This is a genomic window from Bacteroides sp. AM41-16, from assembly GCF_003603495.1.
Classification (GTDB): Bacteria; Bacteroidota; Bacteroidia; order Bacteroidales; family Bacteroidaceae; genus Bacteroides; species Bacteroides uniformis.
In genome coordinates this window covers 37,577-61,711 of record NZ_QTNE01000021.1, presented here as the reverse complement: position 1 = coordinate 61,711, position 24,135 = coordinate 37,577, and the positions used below count along the sequence as shown (strand labels likewise).

Genomic DNA, 24,135 nt, shown 5'->3' with positions numbered 1-24,135 from the left:
TGATCACAATCTACGCAACTTCTGCATTCTTCATTCTTGCGACAACCTCTGCATTCCGAGCAGTCCGTATCGCATTTACACTTGCGGCAGGTACAGTCCTCGCAACAACATTCTATTTTCACTGTTTCCTTTTCTTTTTTGTCCTTTTGTGCAAACAGGGTCACACAGCAGGCTGAAAAAACGAGGACACAAGTCAATACGATTTTCTTCATAAATTATAATGTTTTAATGTAATGACTAAAAATACTTGTCCCTATTATTCTTGGTTTTTCGGGAAAATTAAAATTACGTTTCCAAAAATAGAGATATAATTCAATAATCACAAATCACTTATAATAAATGATGTGAAAAATGAGATTCCATTCAAAATATGAATTAAGAGAAATCTTTCCGCAAGTACACCATGTCGGTAAGCAGCTTTCCATCCTCATAAATCGGATGATCGTAATTATCCGTGAAGAAATTTTTCAGTCGGTGTGAGATACGAAAGCCGCAATGTTCGTAGAAAGAGAGTGTAGATGGCGTATCTCCCGTACCGACAAGCATGACGGAACATCTGCCCTGATAGTATCCAAAGAGATAATCAACCAGCCGTTTTCCGTATCCTTTGCGTTGGGAGGAGGGACAAACGGCTATGTTTTTTATTTCGTAAATACCCTCTCCTTCACACGTCACTACAGAGATAGCCTTCAGACCGTCATCATAGAGGGCAAACATCTCACCTCGTTCCAGATATTTGTCTATCATGCTTTCTTGTTCATCTGCCAACAACAGCAAATCCAAGAATTGTTTCTTGTTAGAAGTAATAAGTTTTATTTCCATGTCATATATTCTTTTTCCAATGTTCCAAAACCGTTTCCAAGTGTTCAAGTCCCCTTTCTACCACCCCTTGATAAAAAGGATAAGGCTTTTTCCCGATGATGTTCAAACGAATTTCAACAATAGTCATTCTTTCATTTCGTCAGTTCCTTGATTTTGTTCACGATGCAGCCACCCCACACGTGCGCCTTTATCAGAAGCAGAGGCGGCCGGGTAACGGTTTTTCCATAGAAGATGGCCGCCACCACCTTGCCGCCGCACCTTTCTATCTCCTCCTTGTAGTCGGCCATACTCTGTCCGCTTGTCAGCACGTCGTCCACGATGATAATCTGTTTCCCTTCGATATTCCCCGTGATACGGTAGTTCCTTTCGAGGATACGGTTTTCGCCGCCTTTCGCCTCGTGCAAGCTGTCGCGTGACTCGAACACATCGACATCATATAAGCCCGAACTTAGGTCCGGCCGGTGGGTTGTGATGTACCAGTCGAGCCGTTTGAATCGCCGGGCATACTTGAACTCGTCGCTGCACGGCATAAACAGGATGTGGTAAGGGGCATCGGCCAAATTCAAGACGGACATGCACGCCTTAAAAAACTCGATACCGTGATTTTCGCCCTCTTTGAACTGGTAGAGGGAACAGCAGAACGCCCGCTGTTCATCGTCGATCAGGTCGGCGTACCGTGAAGGATAGTAATACCCATAGAAAGCGACTTTTATTCCGTGCGATTTGAACGGCTTGAGCGGCTGATGGTCCTCGAAAAAGTCCGAACGGGCGAAACAGAACATGAGGCAGGCTTCCCGATGGCCCGCCAGTACCGCCAGACGGCAATAACGGTCGCGCTCTTTGGCGGTAGCGGCTGCTCGTGCTGCTGCGAACGCAGCAGCTGCAGTCTTCCGTCGCCAGAAACCGGCAAGATACGACAGCAGGACTGCAAGGCCGCACAAAACCATGAACCAGAGCTTTGCTTCCATATTCATTGGGATAAGGTTATTCCGACATACCTGTACAACCGGCAGTTTTCTCTGCCACGGGAGCTTTGCACCTGCCGTTCACCTGTTTCAATGTCTTCTCGAAATATCTTGTTTTCATGTATTTATGCAATTTATTACTGTGTAATATATAAGCAAAGGAATGAATTACATTTTGTCTGCTGACATTCCTAATATTTTTTCCATATTGGGACGAAAGAAATTGCCCCACTCTTCCAGTTTCTCAATGATAGGCAAAAGGGTTTCACCTATCGGAGTAATCGAGTATTCGGAATGTGGGGGAAGTTCCGCAAATATTTTCTTCTCTATGATTCCATACATTTCCAATTTCTTTAATTGCTGATTTATAACACGAGCATTGGCTTCAGGAAACAATTTGTGTAATTTGCTCGGACATTTAGCCCCATCGCTTAGCTCAAAAATGATACAACTTTTCCATGTCCCACTAATAACTTCCATTGCAATTCTGATTCCGTAATCAATGTCAAAAGGTATTTTCGATACCCGATTCTAATTTATATTCCACCTCCCAGTGCATGATAAAGTTTGATAATACTCTGTATGCGGTCAAAGCTGGTTTGCAACCGGTTTGTCTCTGCTTCAAGGAGTGACTGTTGGGTAGTTAATATTTCCAGATAGGTGGTACCGGAATGGCGCATCAACAGTTCCGTCTTTCGCACAGCTTCACGCAAGGTTTCAACCTGATGGGTGTTTATTTCAAATTGCGATTTTGCCGTCTGCCATGCGGTTAAGGCATCATTCACCTCTTTCCCCGCGTTCAGTAATGACTGTTGGTATAACAATCTGGCTTCTTCCTGACGGGTTTGAGCAATTTTCAAATTAGCGATATTTGTTCCACGGTTGAATAACGGCTGTGTCAGCGAAGCGATTGCATTGAACAGCCACTGTCCGGGATTGGTGATTACCCCGCCTCCATTGTTGGTCCAGCCCAATGTACCCGAAAGAGTGATATTGGGGTAGAAGGCCGAGCGGGCTACATTGGTGGCGTAGAACGCTTGAGCCAGTTCCATTTCAGCCCGACGAACATCAGGACGATTGGATAATAACAGCAAAGGAACTCCGACAGAGATTGTATCGGGGAAAGACGCTTCTGCCAAATCGCTCCGCTCAATCGAGTGCGACGGCATGGCAAGTATCGCCGACAAGGCGTTTTCTGTCTCAGAGATACTTTTGCATATAGCCTGTTGCGATGATTCCAGCTGCATCACGTTTGCCCTTGCCTGCAACACACCGGCATCATTCGCCTTGCCCACCTTTTTCAACGCTTCAAGTGTGCGCACGGTAGCCTGCCAGTTTTCCAAAGTCCGATGATTTATCACCTTTTGCGCATCAAGCAGGGCGAGGGTATAGTAACTGTCCGCTATCGTAGCGACAAGCTGTGTCTGTACGGCCTGCCGGTAGTCACGACTTCCTTGCAATGCGGCAACCGCACCACGCTTTGCTGCCGTAAGTTTGCCGAATAATTCAAGCTCCCAACTTGCGGACGCTCCCACATTGTACGCCTTTGCCGTAGCTCCGTCATATTTGTTTCCACTGCCTTCCGCACTGATTCCCAATGAAGGGAGGTACGACAGTCTGGCTGTCATCAGGGCGGCTTCTGCCGCTTCCACTCGCAGGCGTGCCACATTGAGGTCGGTATTCTGCCGGAGTCCTGTCTCAATCAAAAACTGAAGTTTACGGTCGGTAAACATCTCCCGCCATGACATGGATGCAAGCGTTGTTGTATCAATGCCAGCCGGGATGTTCCGGTACAGCTTCTCTGTCGGAATGTCAGCCCGATGATACCGGCTGTATGTGCCACAGCCGGTAAGCATCAAGGTTGATATGGTAAATAAGATGATCTTCTTCATTTAATTACGTTTAATCCGTTCTTGAATATATTGAAATGTGATGAACAGTGACGGTACGAGGAACAGCAGTGCCAGCGTACCTACTATCATACCTCCGATTACGCCCGTGGCGAGCGAGCGGCTGCCGTTGGCACCCACACCATGAGCCATCATCAGCGGAACGAGTCCGAACACCATAGACAATACGGTCATCAGGATGGGGCGCAGGCGAACCTTTGCCGCACTGTATGCCGCCTGCGCGAGGGTCATGCCTTCCGACCGCCGCTTGCCGGCATATTCGGTCAGCAGAATGGCTGTCTTGGCAAGCAGCCCGATAATCATAATCAGTCCGGTCTGCATGTAGATGTTGTTCTCCAGCCCGAACAGTCCCGCGAACAGGAAGCTGCCCATCAAACCGCAAGGCACGGACAGCAACACGGCAAACGGGATGAACACGCTTTCATAGAGGGCACACAGTATGAGGTATATCAAGACCATGCACAGCACGAATATCCACACGGCATTGTTCGTCGTATTGCTTTCTTCGCGCGACAACCCTCCCAACTCGTAGGTGTAACCTGACGGGAGAACGTGGTCGGCAGTTTCCCTTATGGCCTTCAATACCTGTCCCGAACTGTATCCTGTTGCCGGCGACCCGCTGATGGAAATGGCATTGAACATATTGAAGCGGGTCAGGTCCGACGGACCGTTGGTCTTGGTAAGACGGACAAAATGGCTCAACGGCGACATGGAGCCGTCGGAAGTACGGACATACATGCCGTCCAACGATTCGGTGTCCATGCGATATTCGGCAGGAGCCTGCATGGTGACATGGTACAGTTTTGAGAAGCGGTTGAAATTCGATACATATTCTCCCGAAAAATATCCCGAGAGTGTTGACAGGACATCGGAAGGAGACACACCGGACTGTTCGCATTTGGCAGCATCTATATCCACCCAGTATTGCGGATAATCAGCCGCGAACGATGAATAGACCTCACCGATCTCCGGTCTGCCCGACAACGCTTCCACAAACCGGTCGGTCACTTGGCTGAAGGCGGTTATGTCTCCGGCGTTTTTGTCCTGCAAGTACAGTTCAAAACCGTTGCCCATCCCATATCCGGCAATCATCGGGGGCGACATGGCGAATACGGTGGCATCGGGAATATCGGCGGTGGCGGCATAAATACGGCCTATTACATCGTTCACCGACTGCCCTTCCCCTTTGCGCTCGTCCCAATCCGTGAGAGTGAGAAAAGACATGGCCTGCGAAGGTCCCGAGCCACTGAAAGAAAAGCCTGCCACAGTACCGTTGTATTCAATCTCTGCGATACTGTCAAGACGGCTGTTTATACGTTTTAGGGTTTTGCCGGTCTGCGCCATGGATGTACCGGGTTTCGTGTTCATGCTGACCATGACCGTGCCTGTATCTTCTTCAGGAATAAGTCCGGTCTTGGTCGTATTGACAAAAAGCACCAACAGCCCGAACGATACCGCGATAGTGCCCCACAGCAGCCACCTGCGATGAATGACATATAGCACACCGCGCACATAACGACGGCTCAAACGGTCAAAAACCGCATTGAATGCCTTGCGGAAGCGTGCCGCGAAGTTGTTCTTCGTGTTCCCGTGCTCGTCAATGTAAGGCTTCAGCAGCAGGGCGCACAATGCCGGAGAAAGGGTGAAGGCATTGATGGCCGAAATGCCCACGGCAACCGCCATCGTGATACCGAACTGCGTATAGAACGCCCCTGAAGTACCGCCCATCATGCCCACAGGGAAGAACACCGCCATGAAAATAAGGGTGGAGGTCAGAATGGCCGACGACACGCCCTTCATGGCATCATCGGCGGCAAGCACCGGAGACTGATACCCCTCGTCGAACTTCGCCTGCACGGCTTCCACCACCACGATGGCATCGTCCACCACCGTGCCTATGGCAAGCACAAGGGCGAAAAGCGTAAGCAGGTTGATGGAAAAGCCTATCAGTGACATTACGGCAAACGTTCCGATGATGGACACGAAGATAGAAATCGTGGGAATCAGCGTGGACTTGATGTCCTGTAAGAACACATACACCACCACGATGACTAAAAGTATCGCCTCGATAAGCGTCCTGATGACAGAATGGATGGAGGCATTCAGGAACTTGTTGGTGTCGGTAAGCACCACAAACTCTGCCCCTTCGGGCAAATCGCGGCTGAGGTCATCGAGTACCTCGTGTATCTCATTGATGGTGCTTGATGCGTTCGAACCGGATTTCTGGTTTATCATCATCATGGCTGCCGGATGTCCGTTCACTTCGGATGAATAATTGTAATACTCATCGCCCAGCTCTATATCCGCGACCTCTTTCAATCGCAATACATCGCCGCCGGGCAGGGACTTGACCACCAGTTCGCCGAACTCTTCCGCAGTCGAGAGCCTGCCCCGGTATTTCATCGTGTACTCGTTTGCCCCGTCGGAGTTCTGTCCGAAAGAACCGGTGGCGGCCTCAATGTTCTGCCGTGCCAATACCGCCGAAATATCATCCGGGATAAGCCCGTACCCCGCCATCTTGTCCGGTTTGAGCCACAAACGCATACTGTAGTTCGAGCCGAACAGCTGTGCCTTTCCGACACCGCCTATACGTTTCACCCGTGGCTCGACATTGATTTTCATGTAATTGTTCAGGAAAGTCTGGTCGAAACGGTCGTCGGGTGAGTAAAGCGCGAAAGTCATCAGCTCGGCATTCTGCTGTTTCTCTGTCGTGACGCCGCTTTTGGTGGCTTCCGCCGGAAGCTGGCTTAACGCGCCATTCACACGGTTCTGCACGTTCACCGCCGCCATGTCCGCGTTGGCACCCTGCTTGAAATAGATGTTGATGGAAGCATCGCCCGTGTTGGATGCGGTAGAGGTCATGTAGATCATGTCCTCCACTCCGTTAATGGCTTCCTCAAGCGGGACGATTACCGCTTTCTGCACGGTTTCGGCATTCGCACCGGGATAGGTACAGAACACGTTGACAGTAGGCGGTGCAATGTCGGGATATTGCTCCACCGGGAGCACTTTGATGGCGATGAGTCCCATCAAGACAATCACCACGGAAATAACGCCCGAGAATACCGGGCGGTCTATGAAAAATCGTAGATTCATGGGGTTACGTTTTTAGGTGTAACAATCATTCCTTCCTTTACAAGTCCTACCCCTTCGGTGATGATGGTGTCGCCCACGGACACACCTTGCTTCACCACGAAGTGGTTACCATCGTTCAGACGGTCCACGGTCAGGTAGGCTGCTTCGGCCTTTCCGTTTCTGAGGCGGTAGGCGATAATCTTGTCCTGCAATTCCACGGTGGCGGTCTTGGGCAGCAGGATGGCATCCGCATCCACTCCTTGCAGGACGATATTGCCGATGGTGCCGCTCAGCAGCTCACGGTCGGGGTTGGGGAAGCGGGCTTTGATTTGCACCGCCCCGGTGGTGGCATTGACCACGCCACTGACAGTCTCTATGCGTCCCTTCCGTCCGTAGAACGTGCCGTCATTCAGTTGCAGGCCGACTTCCGGCATTTGGGAAATCATCTTGTCTATGGAACCGTATTGTGTCCTGAACTGACGCAGCTTGTTTTCGGAGACGGAGAAATAGGCGTACATTTCCGCATTGTCGGAAACTACCGTGAAGGGCTGCGTCATGCCGGGACTGACAAGTGCGCCGATGCGGAAAGGAAGCGTGCCTACCACTCCGTTGCTGGGACTTTTTATCTCGGTATAGGAGAGATTGTTGCGGGCATCCGTTTCCTGAGCCTTTGCCTGTTCGAGTTCGGCAAGTGCTACCGCCAGCCCGTTGCGGGCAAGAGAGAGTTCGTAATCGGATATGACTTTCTCATCAAACAAGGCTTGCTTGCCTTGCAGCTCGATCCGTGCCGTTTCCACTTTTGCCTGTGCTGCGCTGACGTTTGCCTGTGCGGTGCGCAAGGCTGCCTGATAGGGCACTTGGTCGATGACGGCAAGCACTTGTCCCGTCTTAACCTGCTCCCCTTCTTTCACACACAGGCGGGTGATACGGCCCGACACTTGGGGTACTATGTCCACATCCTGCCGCCCACGGATGGAGGCGGAATAACTTTCTTGAAATTCAACTGCCCGGGAAGAAACCACCATGACGGGCAATGTCTGTCTCATTTCCTGTTCCCTCTGTTCTTGTTTGCAGGCTGTCAATAATGCAGCCAGCAGGCTTGTTACCGTGATGCCGGCTATCCATGTTCTTCTATTCATCATCTGTTCTTATTGTTTTTCCATTCCTTATTCAATACCGCATAAATGCAGGTGTCCTCATACCGTGGTGTTCCATCGGGATGGCACACAAACGATATGAATTCCTTCATGCATCCTTCATATCTCATTCCGAGACGTTCGCACAATCTTTTCGACCGCAGGTTGTCATCCTCCACAAAGCCGTAGATGCGACGTGCGCCTGCTTCACGGAAAAGGTAATCCAGAAATTCCGTTGCCGCTTCATGCGCCAATCCCTTGCCCTCGAAGCGTTGGTTGAAATGCCAGCCCACGTTGAATGTGTCGGCTTCTTCACGCAATGCAAAAACATCACCGATTATGAAATCGTCTTCCTTCAGGCACACGGCATAGCGCAGCAACTCCTTTGGAGTATTGGATATATAAGCCAGTGCAGACTCTTCAGAGCACAAGCGTTCGCTCACGAAGCAGTTGACACGCGGATGGGAGAGGTATTCCAGCAAACCAACGGCATCCTTCTCCTGAAAATCTCTGATGATAAGGTGTTCTGTTTCAATAATCATAAGTCGCCAATTTTGGCTGCAAAGATATTCCATACCCAATTTGCCGACAACCGGCATGCAGTCGAAACGGAAAAAAACATTTATAAAACAGCTAAAATGGCTTCTGAAATGTCATTGTAAATGCTCTTTTCAAAGATGCACATCTTTGGGCAGTTAAGCCATGCTTCTTGATGCGTCACCTTCCTACAGATTACCAAAATCATACCCTGTTTTGGCAATCTACGTTCATTATGCAAGCATCGAATACAGTATAAATGATAGAACCATCTGTCTCGACACTCCTTTTATCTGTTTCAACTGCTGTTTTGTCTGTTTCATCCGGTTTCGACCTATCAAATGAAAAAGCAAAGTCGTACCTTTGCAACATGAAGTAACTTTGCAACCAAATATGATCAAAGAAAATGTAAAAATAATGAACTGGCGGAACGGCTTCCTGCTATCGCTCGTTTCCTATATCCTCTACCTTATTATATGGTTAATTCTTGATGACGAAACCGCCAACCAATTACCGGGAATGGCGACAGTCGATTATGTCGTCGATTTTTTGTTGTGTATGCTCTTTACCTACATATCCTTGGGGTTCTCTTACCTTGTTTTTAAGATTTTGCCGTTCAGAACATCTTATGTGTGGGTGATTGTCTATGCTTCCTGTCTTTTGACGCTGAATAACCTCGTTACGTTCGGCATGACATCTCTGTTCAATCTTTTGTGGGATGAAACCGGCAACGGGCTTCTTGACGAACTGATCAACATGAAGGGGGCTTACACTTTTGCCATGATAGCCACTTTCATATCAAGCGTTTATGCCAACACATTCTACCTCCAGTCATACATCAGGGCGCGCGATGAGAAGCAGGCTCTTGAAATGGCACTGATGAAGGAGAAGGAGATTGCCTTACAGTCGCAACTCAACTCGCTGAAGCTGCAAATTAATCCGCACTTCATGTTCAACAACTTCAACAACCTGCTGGAATTGATAGAGGAAGATACCAAACTTGCCGGCAAGTTCCTGAGTAACCTGTCGAAAGTGTACCGGTACATCATCACCAATCTGGACCGGAATCTGATTCCCGTCAGAGATGAGATAAAGTTCCTTGAATCATACTTGTATCTGATGCAGGTGCGCCACGTCGGAGGGGTCGTCACGAACATCAGCCTCGAACTGAAAGAATGCAAAGGATACCTTCCCCCGGCCGTGTTGCAACTTCTTGTGGAGAATGCAATAAAGCATAACGGTTTTTCGATGGAAAATCCGTTGTTTATTGACATCACGTTGTCTGACGACTATATCACAGTGCGCAACCTTAAATCTCCCTTGCTCTCAAAAATGGAATCGACCGGCTTGGGTCATAAAAACATAATAGAGCGTTATTCGTTGCTCTGCGATAAAAAAGTCAAGATAGAAAATGCCGAGAACTTCTATTCGGTGAGTTTGCCCATCATAAAAAAACAGTCCCTATGAAGATACTGATTCTTGAAGACGAACAGCGCAATGCCATGCGTCTCATTAGATTGCTGAACGACATTGATACGACGTTTATAATTGAAGGACCACTTACAAATATCAAAGAGGCGGTCGATTTTTTCCAATCAGGCAAAACAACAGACCTCATCCTTGCGGATATCCGCCTTACTGACGGCCTGAGTTTTGAAGCGCTTAAATATGCTCCGGCAACCGTTCCAATCATATTCACCACCGCATACGATGAATATGCGGTACAGGCTTTCAAGTTCAATAGCTTTGACTATCTTCTGAAGCCTTTGGATGCCGATGAACTTGAAGCTGCCATAGATAAAGCTACCAAAGCTGGCAAGAATTATGCTGACGAAAATCTCCGGCAGCTTTTCGATTCGTTGCAGAAGAACCAGTTCCGCTATCGGGAACGTTTCCTGTTGCCCTATCGTGACGGGTATAAGACCGTACGTGTTTCGGACATCAACCATATCGAAACCGAAAACAAGACGGTATACCTTCGTCTTAATAATGGAACTTCAGAAGTTGTCAATATGTCAATGGACGAACTCGAACAGCAACTCAATCCTGATTGCTTCTTCCGTGCCAACCGCCAATACATAATTAACATAGAATACGTATTGTTTCTTTCTAATTATTTCGGAGGGAAACTTATTGTCCGCTTAAAAGGGTATCCGAACACAAAAATAACCGTTAGTAAAGAGAAGGCTCAACGGCTAAAAGAGTGGATTGACAAATAGTCTCTGCCATGCTATGATAACATTTCTGTACTCACTTTCAGTTAGAAAAAACTGAATATCTCGCTACTCCATGAGGAACGCGCGGATATTCTTTATAATCGCTTGTTCCAGTTCGTATTCGGAATGTTCTTTCGAAAGGCCCACAAGGTCGAATGTATATTCGTCTTTCAGGGCAAGTATGGCCTGGTTCTTTATCTTCTCCGGCAAGGTCATGTCGAAGTTGCTCTGACCGAGCAGATAATTTTCGTAGGTCTTTGCTTCTATCTTGTTGATAAGTACATCTTTCGTCCAGCCGTATTTCTTGGTTGACAAGATGTAGAATTGCCGTTGTTGCATCTCTTTGCACTTGGTCAGAATGACGATGTGCTTCGACCAGCTAATTTCTCCAACTAACGGTTGGAGAATTTCATTCGACCGGTATTCGGTATAAAAACGGGCCATGTCCCACATGTTGGAAACACCGAATCCCTTTATACCCAGAAACTCCTTTTGTATGTACCGCGAAAGGTTCTCCATGACGGATTTTCCCCAGCCCAAGGCCGCTTGTTGTTCGGTAATCCGCCTGCCGATTTCCCAATACAGGGCGATCATCTCTTTGTTTACGGCCTTCAATGCCTCGTATTGGGGCGACCGGATGCGGGAGGTTATCTCGTTTCTGAAATCGAGATATTCGGGAGATAAGATGGGAGTATTCTTTTCAGTCATAGGTTATTCATTATAATCGGTTACAGGGGTAAGTTTTTCTTTTGATTATGCACAGGATTCCCTTGTCTTATCCCATCTTCTCCGGATTTCCGGTCTGTCGGCAGCATTCCCCGTTGTACGACGCTTTCTCCCTTTTCTATACCCGTTCCGTCCTTTCTCCCTTGTACGCATTTTCCTCCCTCTTTTAGCTGTCGGTTTCCGTGCCCAGCCTTGCAGCGACCTGCGGGGTATTATTTTTCCGCGAAGGTAACGGGCCGTTCCAATCTTGCCAATGCCGGCTGCGCCGCGAGTGAGGCGCAAAAATCTTCCTCTCCGTTGTCGAGCGTATTTTTTCGCTTCAGCCTTGTCCGATTGTCCCTGCCACCTTCAAGAGGCAGAAAAATAATCCCGGAGGCCGCAAACAGGCCGAATAAAGGGAAACAAACAAGGTTAAATTATGAGTTACAGCAAATTAAAATCACTGGTGGCAAACGTGGAAGCCATTGCAACGGCAATGAAAGTCCGTATCGACGACCGACAAGCCACTGACGAAGAGAAAGAGGTATTATCCCGATATTCCGGTTTCGGGGGGATTAAAGATGTATTGAATATAGGAACGGAGCATACCGTCAGCGATGATGTGGCCGAGCCTATCCGCAAGCTGCAGGACTTGATAGGCGCATATCCCTATTATGACGACGCCATGCGGCAAGCCGTCATCAACAGTATAAAATCCTCCGTCCTGACTGCTTTTTACACACCGAAATTCCTCGTGGACGCAGTAACCCGGCAGATACACGCTACATTCAAGGATAACTGCCTGCAAATGAGTACCTTTCTTGAACCCAGTGCGGGAATTGGCGGCTTTCTGCCCGTCTCCATGCCCGGCACTCGCAGCTACGCTTTTGAAAAAGATTGTCTTACGGGGCTTATCCTGTCGCTTCTGTATGACGAGGCGACCACGGTAACGGCAGGCTTCGAGACGATAGCCGACCAGCATCTGGAGCATGAGAGCTTCGATGTTATCGCCTCGAATATCCCGTTCGGCAATTTCCGGGTGTTCGATGCGGAAATGTGGAAGAAAGGCGGCATGTACGAACAGTCAGCCAAGACCATACACAACTACTTTTTTGTCAAGGCAATGGAACTGTTGAACGAGGGCGGACTGCTGGCGTTCGTTGCGCCGAGAGGAATTGCCGACACGCCGGGCAACAAGTTCGTGCGCGAGTACCTCGTCAATCATGCCGACCTCATAACGGCCTTACGGCTACCCGATACCCTTTTCATGCAGACGAGCGGCATAGAGGTAGGGAGCGACCTTTTGATATTCCAAAAGCACAGCCGCAAGGCGACGCTCTCGTTACGGGAGAAGATGTTTTTGCAGGTCTCCAAGGAAAAGGTCGACACGGCAGGAACGATGACCGACTATGCGAACAAAATCTTTACCCTCCCCAAGACCGCCCTTGCCACGGACAGTCGCATTGCGCTGAACCAGTTCGGTAAGTACGTCCGCAAATACCAGTGGTTAGGCGATGGAAACGCCATGTCCCAATACCTTTCCGCACTGCTCAAATACGATTTCGACCGCTATTTTCGCAAGGCTCTTTTTGCCAATCACGGCCAGGACAACACCCCCGTGCAGATGTCTCTTTTCGGCGAGCCGCAGACGGTCAAAGGCATACGTGCCTACACGGAGGACATGGAAACATGGATGAAGAACGGCGCAATGGTCGTTTTCGAGGGGCAGGTAGGTACGCTTCGGTTTCGTAAGTCGAGCCGTTACACGGAGACAGCCGTTGATTTCGTACCCGTGGACGAGGGCAAGGTAAATACGGACAGGGCCGCCGACTATTTCCCCATACGCAAGGTGTATTTCGAGCTGTCCGGCAGGGAACGGGAAGAACAAAAGGAGTGCTCGGAACTGCGTAAACAACTCAACACCCTATACGACGCTTTTATTGCCAAATGGGGATTTTTCCACGACAACGACAACAAGGAGTTTATCTTGCTCGACAGCCTCGGTACGGAGGTGTTCACGATAGAAATGCAGGTCGGCAGGGACATCTTCAAAGCCGACGTTATGCGTGAACCTGTAGCTTTCAAGAAGATAGACACCGCCGTAACGCTGTCCCCCGTGGAAGCCTTGGCAAGCAGCCTGAACTTTTACGGCAAGGTCGATATGGGCTACATGGCACAAGCCACGAACAAGGAGGAAGAAGAAATCATCGAAGCCCTGCAAGGGGAAATTTTCTACAATCCGGCCAATGGGGAATGGGAGCACAAAGGAAAGTTCCTCTCCGGAAACATCATCGCCAAGCAGGAAGAGACGCTTTCCTTTCTCCCGAATCTCGCAGGCAAGGAGAAAGAATGGGCCGAAGCGTCCGCAAAGGCACTGGAGAACACCATACCCGAACCGATACCCTATGAAGAACTCGACATCAACATGGGCGAGCGGTGGATAGATACGAAGCTGTACGCCGATTTCGCCTCCGACCTATTCGGAGTGGGTGCGGACGTGATGTATTTCGACGTGAACGATACCTACTTGATTCGGCTGCAGGGATATTCGCCCGTGGCATACAATACCTATTCCGTGCGCAATTACAACGGCGAGGACTTGTTTGTACACGCCCTGCACGATACCGTACCTGAGATAACGAAAGAGGAATACCGGAACGGCAGCAAAATACGTGTGCCGGACGAGGAAGCCATGCAGGAGGCCGCCGCCAAGATACAGGAAATTAGAGACCGTTTCAACCGGTGGCTTGACGATGAGCCTTTGGAAGTCCGGGACGAACTGGTAAGGACATACAACGAGCGCTTCAATTGTTACGTGCGTCCGCACTACGACGGCTCGGCGCAGACGTTCCCCGGCCTCTCTTTCGAGCTGTTCCCGTACAAAGAACTTTATCCCTCACAGAAAGACGCTATCTGGATGATTAAGCAGAACGGCGGCGGTATCTGCTGGCACGAGGTCGGCACGGGCAAGACGATGATTATGTGCGTGGCCGCATACGAAATGAAACGTCTCGGACTGGTGCAGAAACCCCTCATTATCGGGCTGAAAGCCAATGTACACGAGATTGCCGATACATTCCGAAAGGCATACCCCACGGCCAAGGTGCTCTATCCGGGCAAGGAAGATTTCACCCCCGCCAACCGCAAGGAAGTGTTTTCAAAAATCAAGAACAACAACTGGGATTGCATTATCCTGACACACGACCAGTTTAGCAAGATTCCGCAATCCGAAGAAACCATGTACGACATATTCTCGGAAGAACTGGCCGATGTGGAGCGCAGCCTCGAAGTGCTGGAGCAATCCACTATGCGTTACCGGAGCGGCAGGATGCAGAAAGGACTGGAAACCCGGAAACAGAACCTTGAAGCCAAGCTCGCCGAACTGCAGATGAAGATAGACCTCCGGAAAGACGATACCATCGATTTCCGTTCGATGGGCATAGACCACATTTTTGTAGACGAATGCCACTGCTATAAAAATTTGATGTTCCAGACACGCCACACGAGAGTAGCGGGCATCGGCAATGCGCAAGGCTCGCAAAGGGCGATGAACCTTTTGTTTGCCATTCGGGACATTCAACGCCGCACGGGAAAGGACTTGGGGGCTACGTTCCTGTCGGGTACGGTGGTCGTCAATGCGCTGACCGAACTGTACGTGATGTTCAAATATCTGCGTCCAAGGGAACTCAAACGGCAACAAGTAAGCTGTTTCGACGCTTGGGCGGCTATCTTCACGAAAAAGGCCGCCGACTACGAGCTGAACGTAACGGGTACGATAAAGCGCAAAGAGCGTTTCCGCACTTACATCAAAGTGCCGGAACTGGCGATGTTCCTGCGGGAGATTACCGACTATCGTACAGCCGATATGATAAACCTCGATGTGCCGGACAAAAACGTGCGTTTCCTTTCCCATGCACCCACTATCCAACAGGAGGAAATGATCGGGCGGCTCGTCGCCTTTGCGCACAGCGGACAATGGGAAGATTTGGGGTTGGATATTCCGCAGCCGGACAATCTCGACAAGGCAAAAATGCTTGTTGCTACCAACGTGGCCCGTAAGATGTCTCTTGATATGCGTCTGTTGGGCGATAAGTTTACTGATGACCCGAACAACAAGGCTTCGATTTGCGCAAGAACTATTTATGATTATTATGTAAGTTCAAATGCCAATCGTGGTACACAGTTCGTCTTCAGCGACCTTGCCACTTACAAGCCGAACGAGTGGAACATCTATAGCGACATCAAGGACAAGCTGGTGGCAATGGGGATTCCTGCCGATGAAATCCAGTTTATCCAGTACGCCAAGACCGAACGGGCGAGAAAGAAACTTTTTGCGGACATGAACAGTGGCAGGGTACGGGTGTTGTTCGGCTCTACCTCGATGTTGGGAACGGGAGTAAACGCCCAAGAAAGGGCCGTTGCGGTGCATCATCTGGAGATACCTTGGCGCCCCGCCGACATGGAGCAGCGCAACGGTCGTGCGGTACGCAAAGGCAACACCGTTAAGCTCTGGGGAAACAATACCGTGGACGTGGTGATTTACGGAACGGAAAAGACGCTCGACGCTTACAAATTTAACCTGTTGAAAACCAAGCAAATGTTCATCAACCAAATTAACAACGGTACGATTGCTGTGCGCCGTATCGACGAGGACGCTATGGACGAGGATAACGGCATGAATTTCGCCGAGTTCGTGGCTCTCCTGTCGGGAAATACCGACCTGTTGGAGAAAACGAAGCTCGACAATAAGATTATGCAGCTCGAAAAGGAACAGGCCATTTTCAAGAAAGACCGTATCAGGGCCGAGCGTAAGATTGCGGCCAACCGGGAAGACATGACAAAGGCCGAGAGTGCGGCGGCACGCATGACGCAGGACTGGGAATATATCACCTCTTACACCGGAGACCGGACGACCCGGCTGTTGAACCTCGCACAAGCCACGGCGGAAGAGACCGGACGGGAGCTGCACCGCATTTCCAAGACCTACCGCAACGGGGCAATCGGTACGATAGGCACGTATGCCGGATTGAACCTGTCGGTGTACAGCGAGTATGACATGGGCGGTACATTCTACCGCAACACGTTCCTCGTCGAGGGCGTAAGCGGACTGAAATACCGTTGTGGCATATCGGGAGCATTGCCTCTGGGCTTCGTGGAATCCTCCCGATACCCGCAAGCCGCCCTCGCCAAGCTGCCCGGCATGATTGAGGAACAACGGCAGAAGATAGCCAAGCTGGAGAGCGAGATACCCGCTTTGCAGGGAATCATCGCCCGCAAGTGGAGCAAGGCGGACGAGTTGGCAAGGCTCAAACAGGAGTGCAACGCTTTACAGCATCGGATCGACGAAAGCATGAAAGAGGCGGAACGCACGCAGTCCGCCCTTTCCGAACACGAGGCCACCGACAAAGCGGCATGACCATAATTCATAGATTTAACCTTTTCCCTCTGTTCGGTTACAACACCGGACAGGGGATTTTTTCACCTTCCGGTCTGCCACGGCCATACCCGGTTGTAACGGAATCTTCCCCTTGTACCTCCAGCCACTCCTTTTATACCACACACCTTGTCTTTTATAGGCAGGCTTTCGCTTCCCCCCCCTTTGTAGATTGAGATGCTATCACGAACCGACGACCGTAAAGCCCGACACTTTTTTCCGCAAAGTTGATTGCATCTCAAAACTTTGCCTCAAGGCCCATCTTCGATTTTCCTGATGAAAAATCTTCCTTCTCATTCCATTCCAAGAGTATTTTTCATGGAATCCTTGCTGCAAACCCCGTGATGCAAAGACGAGGCAGAAAAAAGAATCGAACTTTCCGGTAATCGCTCGAACCGGAGGGAAATAAAAAAAACTTAAAAACAAATTGAAACATGAAAAAAAATTCGCTTTTTGACAACTGGTTCGTTTACAACTATCAGAGATTGCGTAACATATTCGGACGTTACCTGCACGAGGACGCCTTTCACGACGCCTATTTGGCGATGAAACGGGAAGTCGTGATTTCGGAAATACCTGTCGAGAGCTTCGAGCCTTATTTTTTCGGCGTGTACAAAAAGTGCAGACTGAAATGTATTCACAAGGATAGTTGTTACTGTTTCCCCGACAACGAACATTTCTTTTTGCTCATGCAGGAAGAAGAAACACCGTCCGTCGAGGTGCTGGCAGCTTCCGACAAGCTGGTGTATGACATACTGCTGTTTGTGAAGAAGAAATATCCCCAAACGGACTACGAGCTTTTCAGACTGAAAGAGTACGAGGCGAAATGTTCATACAGACACCTTTCCGCCTATGCAGGCATTTCCGCAAGTGCGATACACCGGAGAATAAGCGATATAACCGACACTATCCGCAATCACGAAGGATTTTCCAAAAGGTACGCCCACGTAAGCATGTAATTTGTATAACCCGTAAATAATTCAAGAAAATGAAATTTGTAATTTACAACGTCGAGAATTGCCGGACAAGAGAAAACCGTGTAGGTAAAAGAAGCATAAGGTTCAACAGCGTTACCGGCAACATGTATCTATCCACCAAATTGGCAAAAGAAATGAATATCACAATGAACGACCGACTGGAGTTTGGCTGTGATGAAAACAACCCGAAAGAGTGGTTTCTGCACAAAACCACTGACAAGCGAGGTTTTCCGCTGCAGTTCAACAGGGGAGGAACACGTTTGAGGAATAAGTACATCTGTAAGACCATTTTGGATATAGCGAAGGTCAAGGAGAGCGCAACATTCTTGGTATCGAAAGACCCGGTAAAGACCGAGCTGGGGCCATTTTACAGAATAATACTTTCTTGCCCCATTCTCCCGAAGAACAAGCCCAAACTATAAGCCGATAACCTCTGTGGTCTGTCCGATGGGCGAAAGCCCTCCGGACGGATTGCGGGGCAACCGATACCTTTTATAGTACGATTACTCCTTTTTTACCTTCAGGCTGTTTCCCTATTATACGCCGGCTTTCCCAACCCCGTGAACCAGTGGAAAGTCTGTGCCGTAACAAGTCGTCAGGGAAAGGTACGGGAGGCCGTTCAAAACCGGCGGCAGCCCGGATCGTGCCGTTCCATGCCGGAGCTTCGACCTGTCGAAACAACACGGTATTCCACAGCCCGACCGGTCTTTATGCCGCTGGTTTCGGACTTTCCGCCTCTGTTCCGTATCTTTCCCTTGTGACCTGCCACGTCAAGGGCAAACGGTGATACTTCTTATTCGCTCCGCGCTTTCATTCCGCCCGGTCGAAATTCAGGCGTGGAGCGGATAAGGAGAATCCCTTTCATGTTTGCCCCGGCAGACCCTTGCCGGACCCGCCCAAGCCGGACCCTTTTCTACTTCGCTTCCCCTGCATTTATACAGGCAAAGCCGTACTCCCTTTTTACCATCATATTTACCGGTCTGTTCCGGTCTCCTCTCTGCCGGTGTCGTCCGGTTTGCCAGATGCAAAGGTCGGCTGCCATGCTTGATCCGGCGGCTTGAAGTGCATTCCCCGCAAATTCTTCCTTTCCATGAAAGCGTAATTGGCCGGGAAACCCGCCGTATGAAGCCCTGTCGGCAGCCGTGTTCCGCATCTGTAAAATCCCGGAACGGTTCAGACAGAGAGAAGAATCGAAAAAAGGGTAAAAAAGCAGATGTTTCACGGCATAAAAGACAAGTGATGGACAAGAAAAATTGTAAAACAGGCAAACGCATGAAAAGGCAGGTTGAAAAAATCCTGATGGTTATCAATGTCAAATGGGAAATCATAGATATTCTTCAAATAACCAATCGGCGTTTTATGTACAATCCGCAAACGGGAACTTTAATTTTAGGAGACGAAATCTACGGTAAAACCATTTGCAGTTCCCATTCACAAGAGTTCCATGCGTCAAGAGCAGAAGGCTGTTTCGATGATTATTTGCGCGGGTGGATTGGCACATCGAAAAGCTACCCTCACGGGATTATCCATTTTGCCCCCGCCGTCATCATGGAACAGTTCGACAGAGGGTTTGACGCATTACAAATGTTCGCCGGACTTGAAGGCGTAAACGGAGATACTATCGTCAGAGGGTTTTGTACTTTGCCAGAACAAAGGATGGGCGATTTGCTGCATTCCTCCCTTTGAGATACCGGTTCTGACAAAATAAGCTATGATAAGGTATCGTGCCTATGACAACATCGTCGGTGAAGGGCACGATACCCGTTTGTAAATTACCGCAACTCCGTTGGCGGTTTCCTTTTATACCTCTCTCTTTTCCTCTGCTCTTATACTTGGGCGAAGCCCTCTTCCCTTTATATCAATTATATGTATAACCTCTACGGTCTCCTCTCTGCCGTCACCGTCCGATTTTTCAGATGCAAAGGTAGGCTGCCGCGCTTGATCCGGCGGCTTGAAGTGTATTTCTTGCAAATTCTTCCTTCTACGAAGAGTAATTGGCAAGAAAAGCCGTCGTATGAAGCTGTACCGGCAGCCGGGTACCGCATCTATAAAATCCCGGAACGGTTCAGGCAGAGAAAGGAACCGAAAAGAGGGAAAAAATAAACAGTTAGGTAACGGCAGGACCAACCACCTTGCCACAAACAATTTTCTATTATGTTACATGTTCACACTATCGGACGCATCGGCAAAGATTGCCAAGTAATTTCAGGAGCACACGGCTCATTCATGGCTATGGACATAGCCGTTGACGATTATTCAAAGGGGCAAAACATCACCACTTGGATAAGGGTACGCAGCAACAAGGACAACCATATCCGCTTGTCCGAATATCTGACGAAAGGGAGACTCATACTTGTTGACGGCACGCTGTCATCTTCCCTGTGGAAAGACAAGAACGGCGAGAGCCAGATACAGCTCTCCATCACGGCAGAGAGTATTGCCTTTATCAATACCGGAAGGCGGGAAGGCGCGGCAGCCGGAGAGGACAATGCAGTAAGCGGAGCAGACGGCGCACCCGTTCCTCCTGCAGATTTCCCGCAGGACGAAAAGGAGGATTTGCCTTTCTGATAAGAGAGTAAACCTTTGAAAATAAGCGAATACTAAATGTAGTATATCCTATATGTAGTAGATTAGTAAGCCACTCGTCTGCGAATGTAGGATATACTACTCTTAGTCAAACTTTATTTTAGTATAGTAGTAAATACTAAAATACTACACTGCTAAAACAATAGTTTTTAGTGAATTAGTATATACTAATTTTAGTATTTACGAAAAATAGTATTAACTTTGCAAGTGGAATAAAAGAGTGAAACGATGACAAAAATAATTGCGGTCTTGAACCATAAGGGAGGGGTCGGAAAGACGACCACCACCATCAATCTGGCTGCGGCCCTGCAGCAAAAGAAAAAGCGCGTGCTGGCTATCGACATGGACGGTCAGGCGAACCTTACGGAATCCTTCGGCCTCTCCATTGAGGAAGAACAGACGGTGTACGGGGCGATGAAAGGCAAATACCCCTTGCCATTAGTTGAAACGGCAGGAGGTGTAACCGTCGTACCGTCCTGCCTCGACCTCTCGGCTGCCGAGGCAGAACTCATCAACGAGCCGGGACGGGAACTGATATTGAACGGCCTGATTGGCAAGTTGCTCGAAAACCGGAAATTCGATTATATCCTTATCGACTGTCCGCCCTCGTTGGGGTTGCTGACGCTGAACGCCCTTACCGCCGCAGACTACCTGATTATCCCGGTACAGGCACAATTCCTCGCCATGCGCGGCATGGCCAAGATCATGAATGTGATTGCCACCGTCCAGGAACGCCTGAATCCGAAACTCGCTATTGGTGGCATTGTAATTACCCAGTTCGACAAACGCAAGACACTGAACAAAAGTGTGGCCGAACTCGTCAAGGATTCATTCTGCGAAAAGGTGTTCAAGACCGTTATACGGGATAACGTATCTTTGGCCGAAGCTCCCATAAAGGGCAAGAACATCTTCGAGTATAGCAGGAACAGCAACGGAGCCAAGGACTACATGGCACTGGCGCAAGAGGTACTGAAATTAAAATAATCCCGATATGAGCAAGAGCGATTTACTGAAAGACAGCATGAAAGGCGGACTGGACGGGTTGCTGTCACCTACGAAAAAGACTACCGGCGGAAAACAGCCGGTAGCAGCCCCCACGGAAAAAGAAACGGCGGTTCATTGCAACTTCGTCATCAACAAAAGCATTCATACCCGTATGAAATTCCTCGCCATCAAGAAGAACATGTCGCTGAAAGACATCGTGAACGAGGCAATGAAAGAGTATCTGGAGAAGAACGAACAATAAACACAGGCATGGCTACCGCGTCTGCCCACCCCGGAGACGGCAGCCATGCGTCCTTTTTTATCCGCCCGCTGTTTCCATAGGGCGCATTCCTCCTTTATAGTCTTACCATCTTTCTCTTTTTTACCTGCCCGCAAGTACAGGCACATGGCCCGTTTTATCCCTATTCTAACCCTGACGGGCATATCCCTTTTCTACCGATTCCCTTACCGCTTTCCCGGCTTCATTCTCTGCCGTCACCGTTGTGTTTTATCAGATGCAAAGGTCCGCTGTCGCGCTTGATACGGCGGCTTGAAGTGTATTTCCTGCAAATTCTTCCTTTCTGCGAAAGAGTAATTGGCAGGAAAAGCCGTCGTATGAAGCTGTACCGACAGCCGTGTACCGCATCCGTAAAACCTCAAAGCGGTTCAGGCAGAGAAAGGAACCGAAAGGAGGGAAAGAAAAAAACAACGTAAAATTGACAGCGATATGGATAAAATCAAATTGGTAGTTTACAACGAGTACGCACTGGGTTATATCATGCCCGAACAACCCGGCAAAGTTTGTACGTTGGTGGATAGGATAACGCTCGGCGCACCGTTTCGGACAATGAATGAACCCTATTTCATCGGGAAAAGAGATACCGTCAGACTGGCGGGCAGAAAGGACTTTGACACGTTTCGGATAGTGTTCGACGGGTACGACAATCCGGAAATATACGAGTATGACACCGCACAATAAAGACAATAGTAATCAAACAATCTAATGTAATAACAAATTAAAATTTATGAATTATGGAAACAGCGAACATTCAATCAGTAGTAGAGAACAACATCGTATCAGTTGCATTGATGAATATTCAACCGAGCAACTATAACCCACGCAAGCACTTTGACGAGGCGAGCCTTGCCGAACTGGCCGAGAGTATTCGTCAGCAGGGAGTATTGCAACCTATCGGCGTGCGCCCCATTGTGGACACCGACCGCTTCGAGATTATTTTCGGAGAGCGCAGGTATCGTGCCGCCCTTATGGCAGAACTGACCGAAATTCCGGCTGTCATCTTGCATGTTTCGGACGAGACCGCCGCCGAAATGGCCGTGACGGAGAACCTGCAACGCAAGGACGTTACCCCCATAGAGGAAGCCAACGCCTACCAAAAGCTCATGGAAAGCGGTCGCTACGATGTGCAGTCATTGGCCGTGCAGTTCGGCAAAAACGAGAACTATATCCGTACCCGTCTGAAATTCGTATCATTGATACCCGAAATCGCCGAACTTCTGGAAAAGGACGAAATCACAATCAGTGTAGCGAGTGAGATTTGCCGATACGGTACGGACATTCAGAAAGAGGTGTACTATAAACACTTGAAAGACAGCGACAGCATGTTGTACGACTGTTGGCGAGGACTGAAAGCCGCCGATGTGGCAAAGTTTATCGAACGGGATTTCACGACAGACCTTAGCCGTTACGCATTCGACAAGACCCTATGCGCCTCATGCCCCCACAATACCAACAACATGATGTTGTTCTGCGAGGGTGGTTGCGGAAATTGCGCCAATCGGAGTTGTCTGGCCGAAATGAACGCTTCCTATCTCGTGGAGAAAGCCTTGCAGTTTGTGGAACAATACCCCTCCGTATCATTGGGCTACCAAGATTTCAACAATAACATGCTTGCGGTGGAACGCCTTACCGCTATGGGGTACGAGGTCGAGCACCTCAATACCTATGCCACGGCATACCCCGAAACGCCGGTAGCACCCGAAAAGGAAGAATACGACACTACCGAGGAATACGAGGCGGCATACAAGGAGTACGAGCAGGATTTCAGCAACTATATGGAAAAATGCAAGTCAATTCATGAACGAATCGATACGGGCGAACTCACGTTTTATATCTGCATCGGGCAGAAAGAAATTACGCTGTGTTACATGGCAAGTGCTGCCGCCAATGCGGACATGGCTACCGAAAAACAACTTTCCCCGGTGGAAAAATTGGAACAGCAGGACAAACGTAACAAGGAAATAGCCGTCGAGAAAACCGTTGCAGACGCTAAGAAACAGATTTTGGACGTTGATACGTCTGAAAGCAAATTCACGCAGGACGAGGAAAAGATGATATATTTCTTCCTGCTGTCGTCTCTCCGCAGGGAACACTTCGGGGTATTCGGTATCGGGGAGAAAAAAGCCTACCAACACCTTGAGGACGAAGAAAAAATGAACATCATCGCCAACCTCACGGCCAAGCAGAAAGCCGTTATCCGCAGGGATTTCTTGATAGACAACTTCAAAGGCGCATACGGCAATAACGCTGCTGCGACCCTCTTGCTCGATTTTGCCCGTAAGCACATGCCCGACACGCTCGCCGAAATTGAAAGTGGATATAATGAGGTGTATGAGAAACGCCATAAACGTATCGAGGAACGCAAAGCCGCCTTGTTGGCAAAGGAACGGCAGACAAAGCCCGAAGAAGCCGCCGAGGCAGAAAATACACAACCCACGGCAGAGGTACAACCCGAAGAACATACGCAACCCGAAGAGGTCGCAGCTTGAC

The 24,135-nt window shown here is 49.1% G+C and carries 18 protein-coding genes and 1 pseudogene; 11 read left to right on the top strand and 8 right to left on the bottom strand.

Features of this window, described 5'->3' with window-relative positions:
* Positions 1-375 precede the first annotated feature (375 nt).
* The 7 genes from DW896_RS16760 to DW896_RS16730 all read right to left on the bottom strand — a co-directional run bounded on the left by DW896_RS16760 (position 376) and on the right by DW896_RS16730 (position 8,450).
* Positions 376-822 carry an N-acetyltransferase gene (locus DW896_RS16760; RefSeq protein ID WP_007569366.1) on the bottom strand — a complete coding sequence of 149 codons (447 nt, stop codon included), beginning with the start codon at positions 820-822 and terminating at the stop codon, positions 376-378.
* 131 nt (positions 823-953) lie between these two features.
* A complete protein-coding gene (locus DW896_RS16755) occupies positions 954-1,790 on the bottom strand; it encodes a phosphoribosyltransferase family protein (RefSeq protein ID WP_044301992.1) in 837 nt (278 codons plus the stop codon).
* A gap of 165 nt (positions 1,791-1,955) precedes the next feature.
* Positions 1,956-2,267, bottom strand: coding sequence for a helix-turn-helix domain-containing protein (locus DW896_RS16750; RefSeq protein ID WP_007569362.1), 312 nt, complete (start codon positions 2,265-2,267; stop codon positions 1,956-1,958).
* A 56-nt stretch (positions 2,268-2,323) separates the two neighbouring features.
* A complete protein-coding gene (locus DW896_RS16745; protein WP_044301917.1) occupies positions 2,324-3,679 on the bottom strand; it encodes an efflux transporter outer membrane subunit in 1,356 nt (451 codons plus the stop codon).
* The gene (locus DW896_RS16740) at positions 3,680-6,793 is read right to left on the bottom strand and encodes an efflux RND transporter permease subunit (RefSeq protein ID WP_007569360.1); all 3,114 of its coding nucleotides are present in this window, start codon (positions 6,791-6,793) and stop codon (positions 3,680-3,682) included.
* Positions 6,790-7,914 (bottom strand): efflux RND transporter periplasmic adaptor subunit, encoded by a 1,125-nt coding sequence (locus tag DW896_RS16735; RefSeq protein ID WP_007569358.1) that lies wholly within the window; start codon positions 7,912-7,914, stop codon positions 6,790-6,792. The genes DW896_RS16740 and DW896_RS16735 overlap by 4 nt, the downstream gene beginning before the upstream one ends.
* The gene (locus tag DW896_RS16730; protein ID WP_171059046.1) at positions 7,911-8,450 is read right to left on the bottom strand and encodes a GNAT family N-acetyltransferase; all 540 of its coding nucleotides are present in this window, start codon (positions 8,448-8,450) and stop codon (positions 7,911-7,913) included. The genes DW896_RS16735 and DW896_RS16730 overlap by 4 nt, the downstream gene beginning before the upstream one ends.
* Positions 8,451-8,862: 412 nt before the next feature.
* Here DW896_RS16730 and DW896_RS16725 point away from each other — a divergent pair, with 412 nt between their 5' ends.
* Together DW896_RS16725 and DW896_RS16720 are read left to right on the top strand one after the other, a co-directional pair.
* Entirely contained in the window at positions 8,863-9,912 is a 1,050-nt protein-coding gene (locus DW896_RS16725) for a sensor histidine kinase (RefSeq protein WP_229034938.1), read from the top strand.
* A complete protein-coding gene (locus DW896_RS16720; protein ID WP_007569354.1) occupies positions 9,909-10,664 on the top strand; it encodes a LytTR family DNA-binding domain-containing protein in 756 nt (251 codons plus the stop codon). Before DW896_RS16725 ends, DW896_RS16720 begins: the two co-directional genes overlap by 4 nt.
* A gap of 66 nt (positions 10,665-10,730) precedes the next feature.
* On the opposite strand, the pseudogene DW896_RS16715 reads toward DW896_RS16720, so the two are convergent.
* Positions 10,731-11,369 (bottom strand): annotated as a pseudogene (locus tag DW896_RS16715) (DUF1016 N-terminal domain-containing protein); the annotation flags it as partial.
* 436 nt (positions 11,370-11,805) lie between these two features.
* Between DW896_RS16715 and DW896_RS16710 the strand changes: the two are divergent.
* From DW896_RS16710 to DW896_RS16655, 9 genes are all read left to right on the top strand, one after another.
* Positions 11,806-16,782 (top strand): N-6 DNA methylase, encoded by a 4,977-nt coding sequence (locus DW896_RS16710; RefSeq protein ID WP_007569351.1) that lies wholly within the window; start codon positions 11,806-11,808, stop codon positions 16,780-16,782.
* 452 nt (positions 16,783-17,234) lie between these two features.
* Positions 17,235-17,759, top strand: coding sequence for a hypothetical protein (locus DW896_RS16705; protein ID WP_007569350.1), 525 nt, complete (start codon positions 17,235-17,237; stop codon positions 17,757-17,759).
* A gap of 29 nt (positions 17,760-17,788) precedes the next feature.
* Positions 17,789-18,199: a hypothetical protein gene (locus DW896_RS16700; protein ID WP_007569349.1), complete on the top strand. Its 411-nt coding sequence runs from the start codon at positions 17,789-17,791 to the stop codon at positions 18,197-18,199.
* Positions 18,200-19,016: 817 nt separating this feature from the next.
* Complete coding sequence (locus DW896_RS16685) at positions 19,017-19,463, top strand: hypothetical protein (protein ID WP_007569346.1); 447 nt, start codon at positions 19,017-19,019, stop codon at positions 19,461-19,463.
* Between the two features lie 468 nt (positions 19,464-19,931).
* Complete coding sequence (locus tag DW896_RS16680; protein WP_007569341.1) at positions 19,932-20,345, top strand: single-stranded DNA-binding protein; 414 nt, start codon at positions 19,932-19,934, stop codon at positions 20,343-20,345.
* 246 nt (positions 20,346-20,591) lie between these two features.
* Positions 20,592-21,347, top strand: coding sequence for a ParA family protein (locus DW896_RS16675; protein ID WP_007569340.1), 756 nt, complete (start codon positions 20,592-20,594; stop codon positions 21,345-21,347).
* A gap of 7 nt (positions 21,348-21,354) precedes the next feature.
* Positions 21,355-21,609 carry a plasmid partition protein ParG gene (locus tag DW896_RS16670; RefSeq protein WP_007569339.1) on the top strand — a complete coding sequence of 85 codons (255 nt, stop codon included), beginning with the start codon at positions 21,355-21,357 and terminating at the stop codon, positions 21,607-21,609.
* A gap of 465 nt (positions 21,610-22,074) precedes the next feature.
* Positions 22,075-22,326, top strand: coding sequence for a hypothetical protein (locus DW896_RS16660; RefSeq protein ID WP_007569334.1), 252 nt, complete (start codon positions 22,075-22,077; stop codon positions 22,324-22,326).
* A 53-nt stretch (positions 22,327-22,379) separates the two neighbouring features.
* Positions 22,380-24,134 (top strand): ParB/RepB/Spo0J family partition protein, encoded by a 1,755-nt coding sequence (locus tag DW896_RS16655; protein ID WP_044301913.1) that lies wholly within the window; start codon positions 22,380-22,382, stop codon positions 24,132-24,134.
* Position 24,135: the final 1 nt, after the last annotated feature.

Bases quoted from the DNA above. Each gene is read 5' to 3' on its own strand.
- DW896_RS16685 (WP_007569346.1), top strand. From the start codon at position 19,017: ATGGACAAGAAAAATTGTAAAACAGGCAAACGCATGAAAAGGCAGGTT.
- DW896_RS16745 (WP_044301917.1), bottom strand. From the start codon at position 3,679: ATGAAGAAGATCATCTTATTTACCATATCAACCTTGATGCTTACCGGC.
- DW896_RS16740 (WP_007569360.1), bottom strand. From the start codon at position 6,793: ATGAATCTACGATTTTTCATAGACCGCCCGGTATTCTCGGGCGTTATT.
- DW896_RS16660 (WP_007569334.1), top strand. From the start codon at position 22,075: ATGGATAAAATCAAATTGGTAGTTTACAACGAGTACGCACTGGGTTAT.
- DW896_RS16755 (WP_044301992.1), bottom strand. From the start codon at position 1,790: ATGGAAGCAAAGCTCTGGTTCATGGTTTTGTGCGGCCTTGCAGTCCTG.
- DW896_RS16720 (WP_007569354.1), top strand. From the start codon at position 9,909: ATGAAGATACTGATTCTTGAAGACGAACAGCGCAATGCCATGCGTCTC.
- DW896_RS16730 (WP_171059046.1), bottom strand. From the start codon at position 8,450: ATGATTATTGAAACAGAACACCTTATCATCAGAGATTTTCAGGAGAAG.
- DW896_RS16725 (WP_229034938.1), top strand. From the start codon at position 8,863: ATGAACTGGCGGAACGGCTTCCTGCTATCGCTCGTTTCCTATATCCTC.
- DW896_RS16710 (WP_007569351.1), top strand. From the start codon at position 11,806: ATGAGTTACAGCAAATTAAAATCACTGGTGGCAAACGTGGAAGCCATT.
- DW896_RS16760 (WP_007569366.1), bottom strand. From the start codon at position 822: ATGGAAATAAAACTTATTACTTCTAACAAGAAACAATTCTTGGATTTG.
- DW896_RS16655 (WP_044301913.1), top strand. From the start codon at position 22,380: ATGGAAACAGCGAACATTCAATCAGTAGTAGAGAACAACATCGTATCA.
- DW896_RS16700 (WP_007569349.1), top strand. From the start codon at position 17,789: ATGAAATTTGTAATTTACAACGTCGAGAATTGCCGGACAAGAGAAAAC.
- DW896_RS16735 (WP_007569358.1), bottom strand. From the start codon at position 7,914: ATGATGAATAGAAGAACATGGATAGCCGGCATCACGGTAACAAGCCTG.
- DW896_RS16705 (WP_007569350.1), top strand. From the start codon at position 17,235: ATGAAAAAAAATTCGCTTTTTGACAACTGGTTCGTTTACAACTATCAG.
- DW896_RS16675 (WP_007569340.1), top strand. From the start codon at position 20,592: ATGACAAAAATAATTGCGGTCTTGAACCATAAGGGAGGGGTCGGAAAG.
- DW896_RS16750 (WP_007569362.1), bottom strand. From the start codon at position 2,267: ATGGAAGTTATTAGTGGGACATGGAAAAGTTGTATCATTTTTGAGCTA.
- DW896_RS16680 (WP_007569341.1), top strand. From the start codon at position 19,932: ATGTTACATGTTCACACTATCGGACGCATCGGCAAAGATTGCCAAGTA.
- DW896_RS16670 (WP_007569339.1), top strand. From the start codon at position 21,355: ATGAGCAAGAGCGATTTACTGAAAGACAGCATGAAAGGCGGACTGGAC.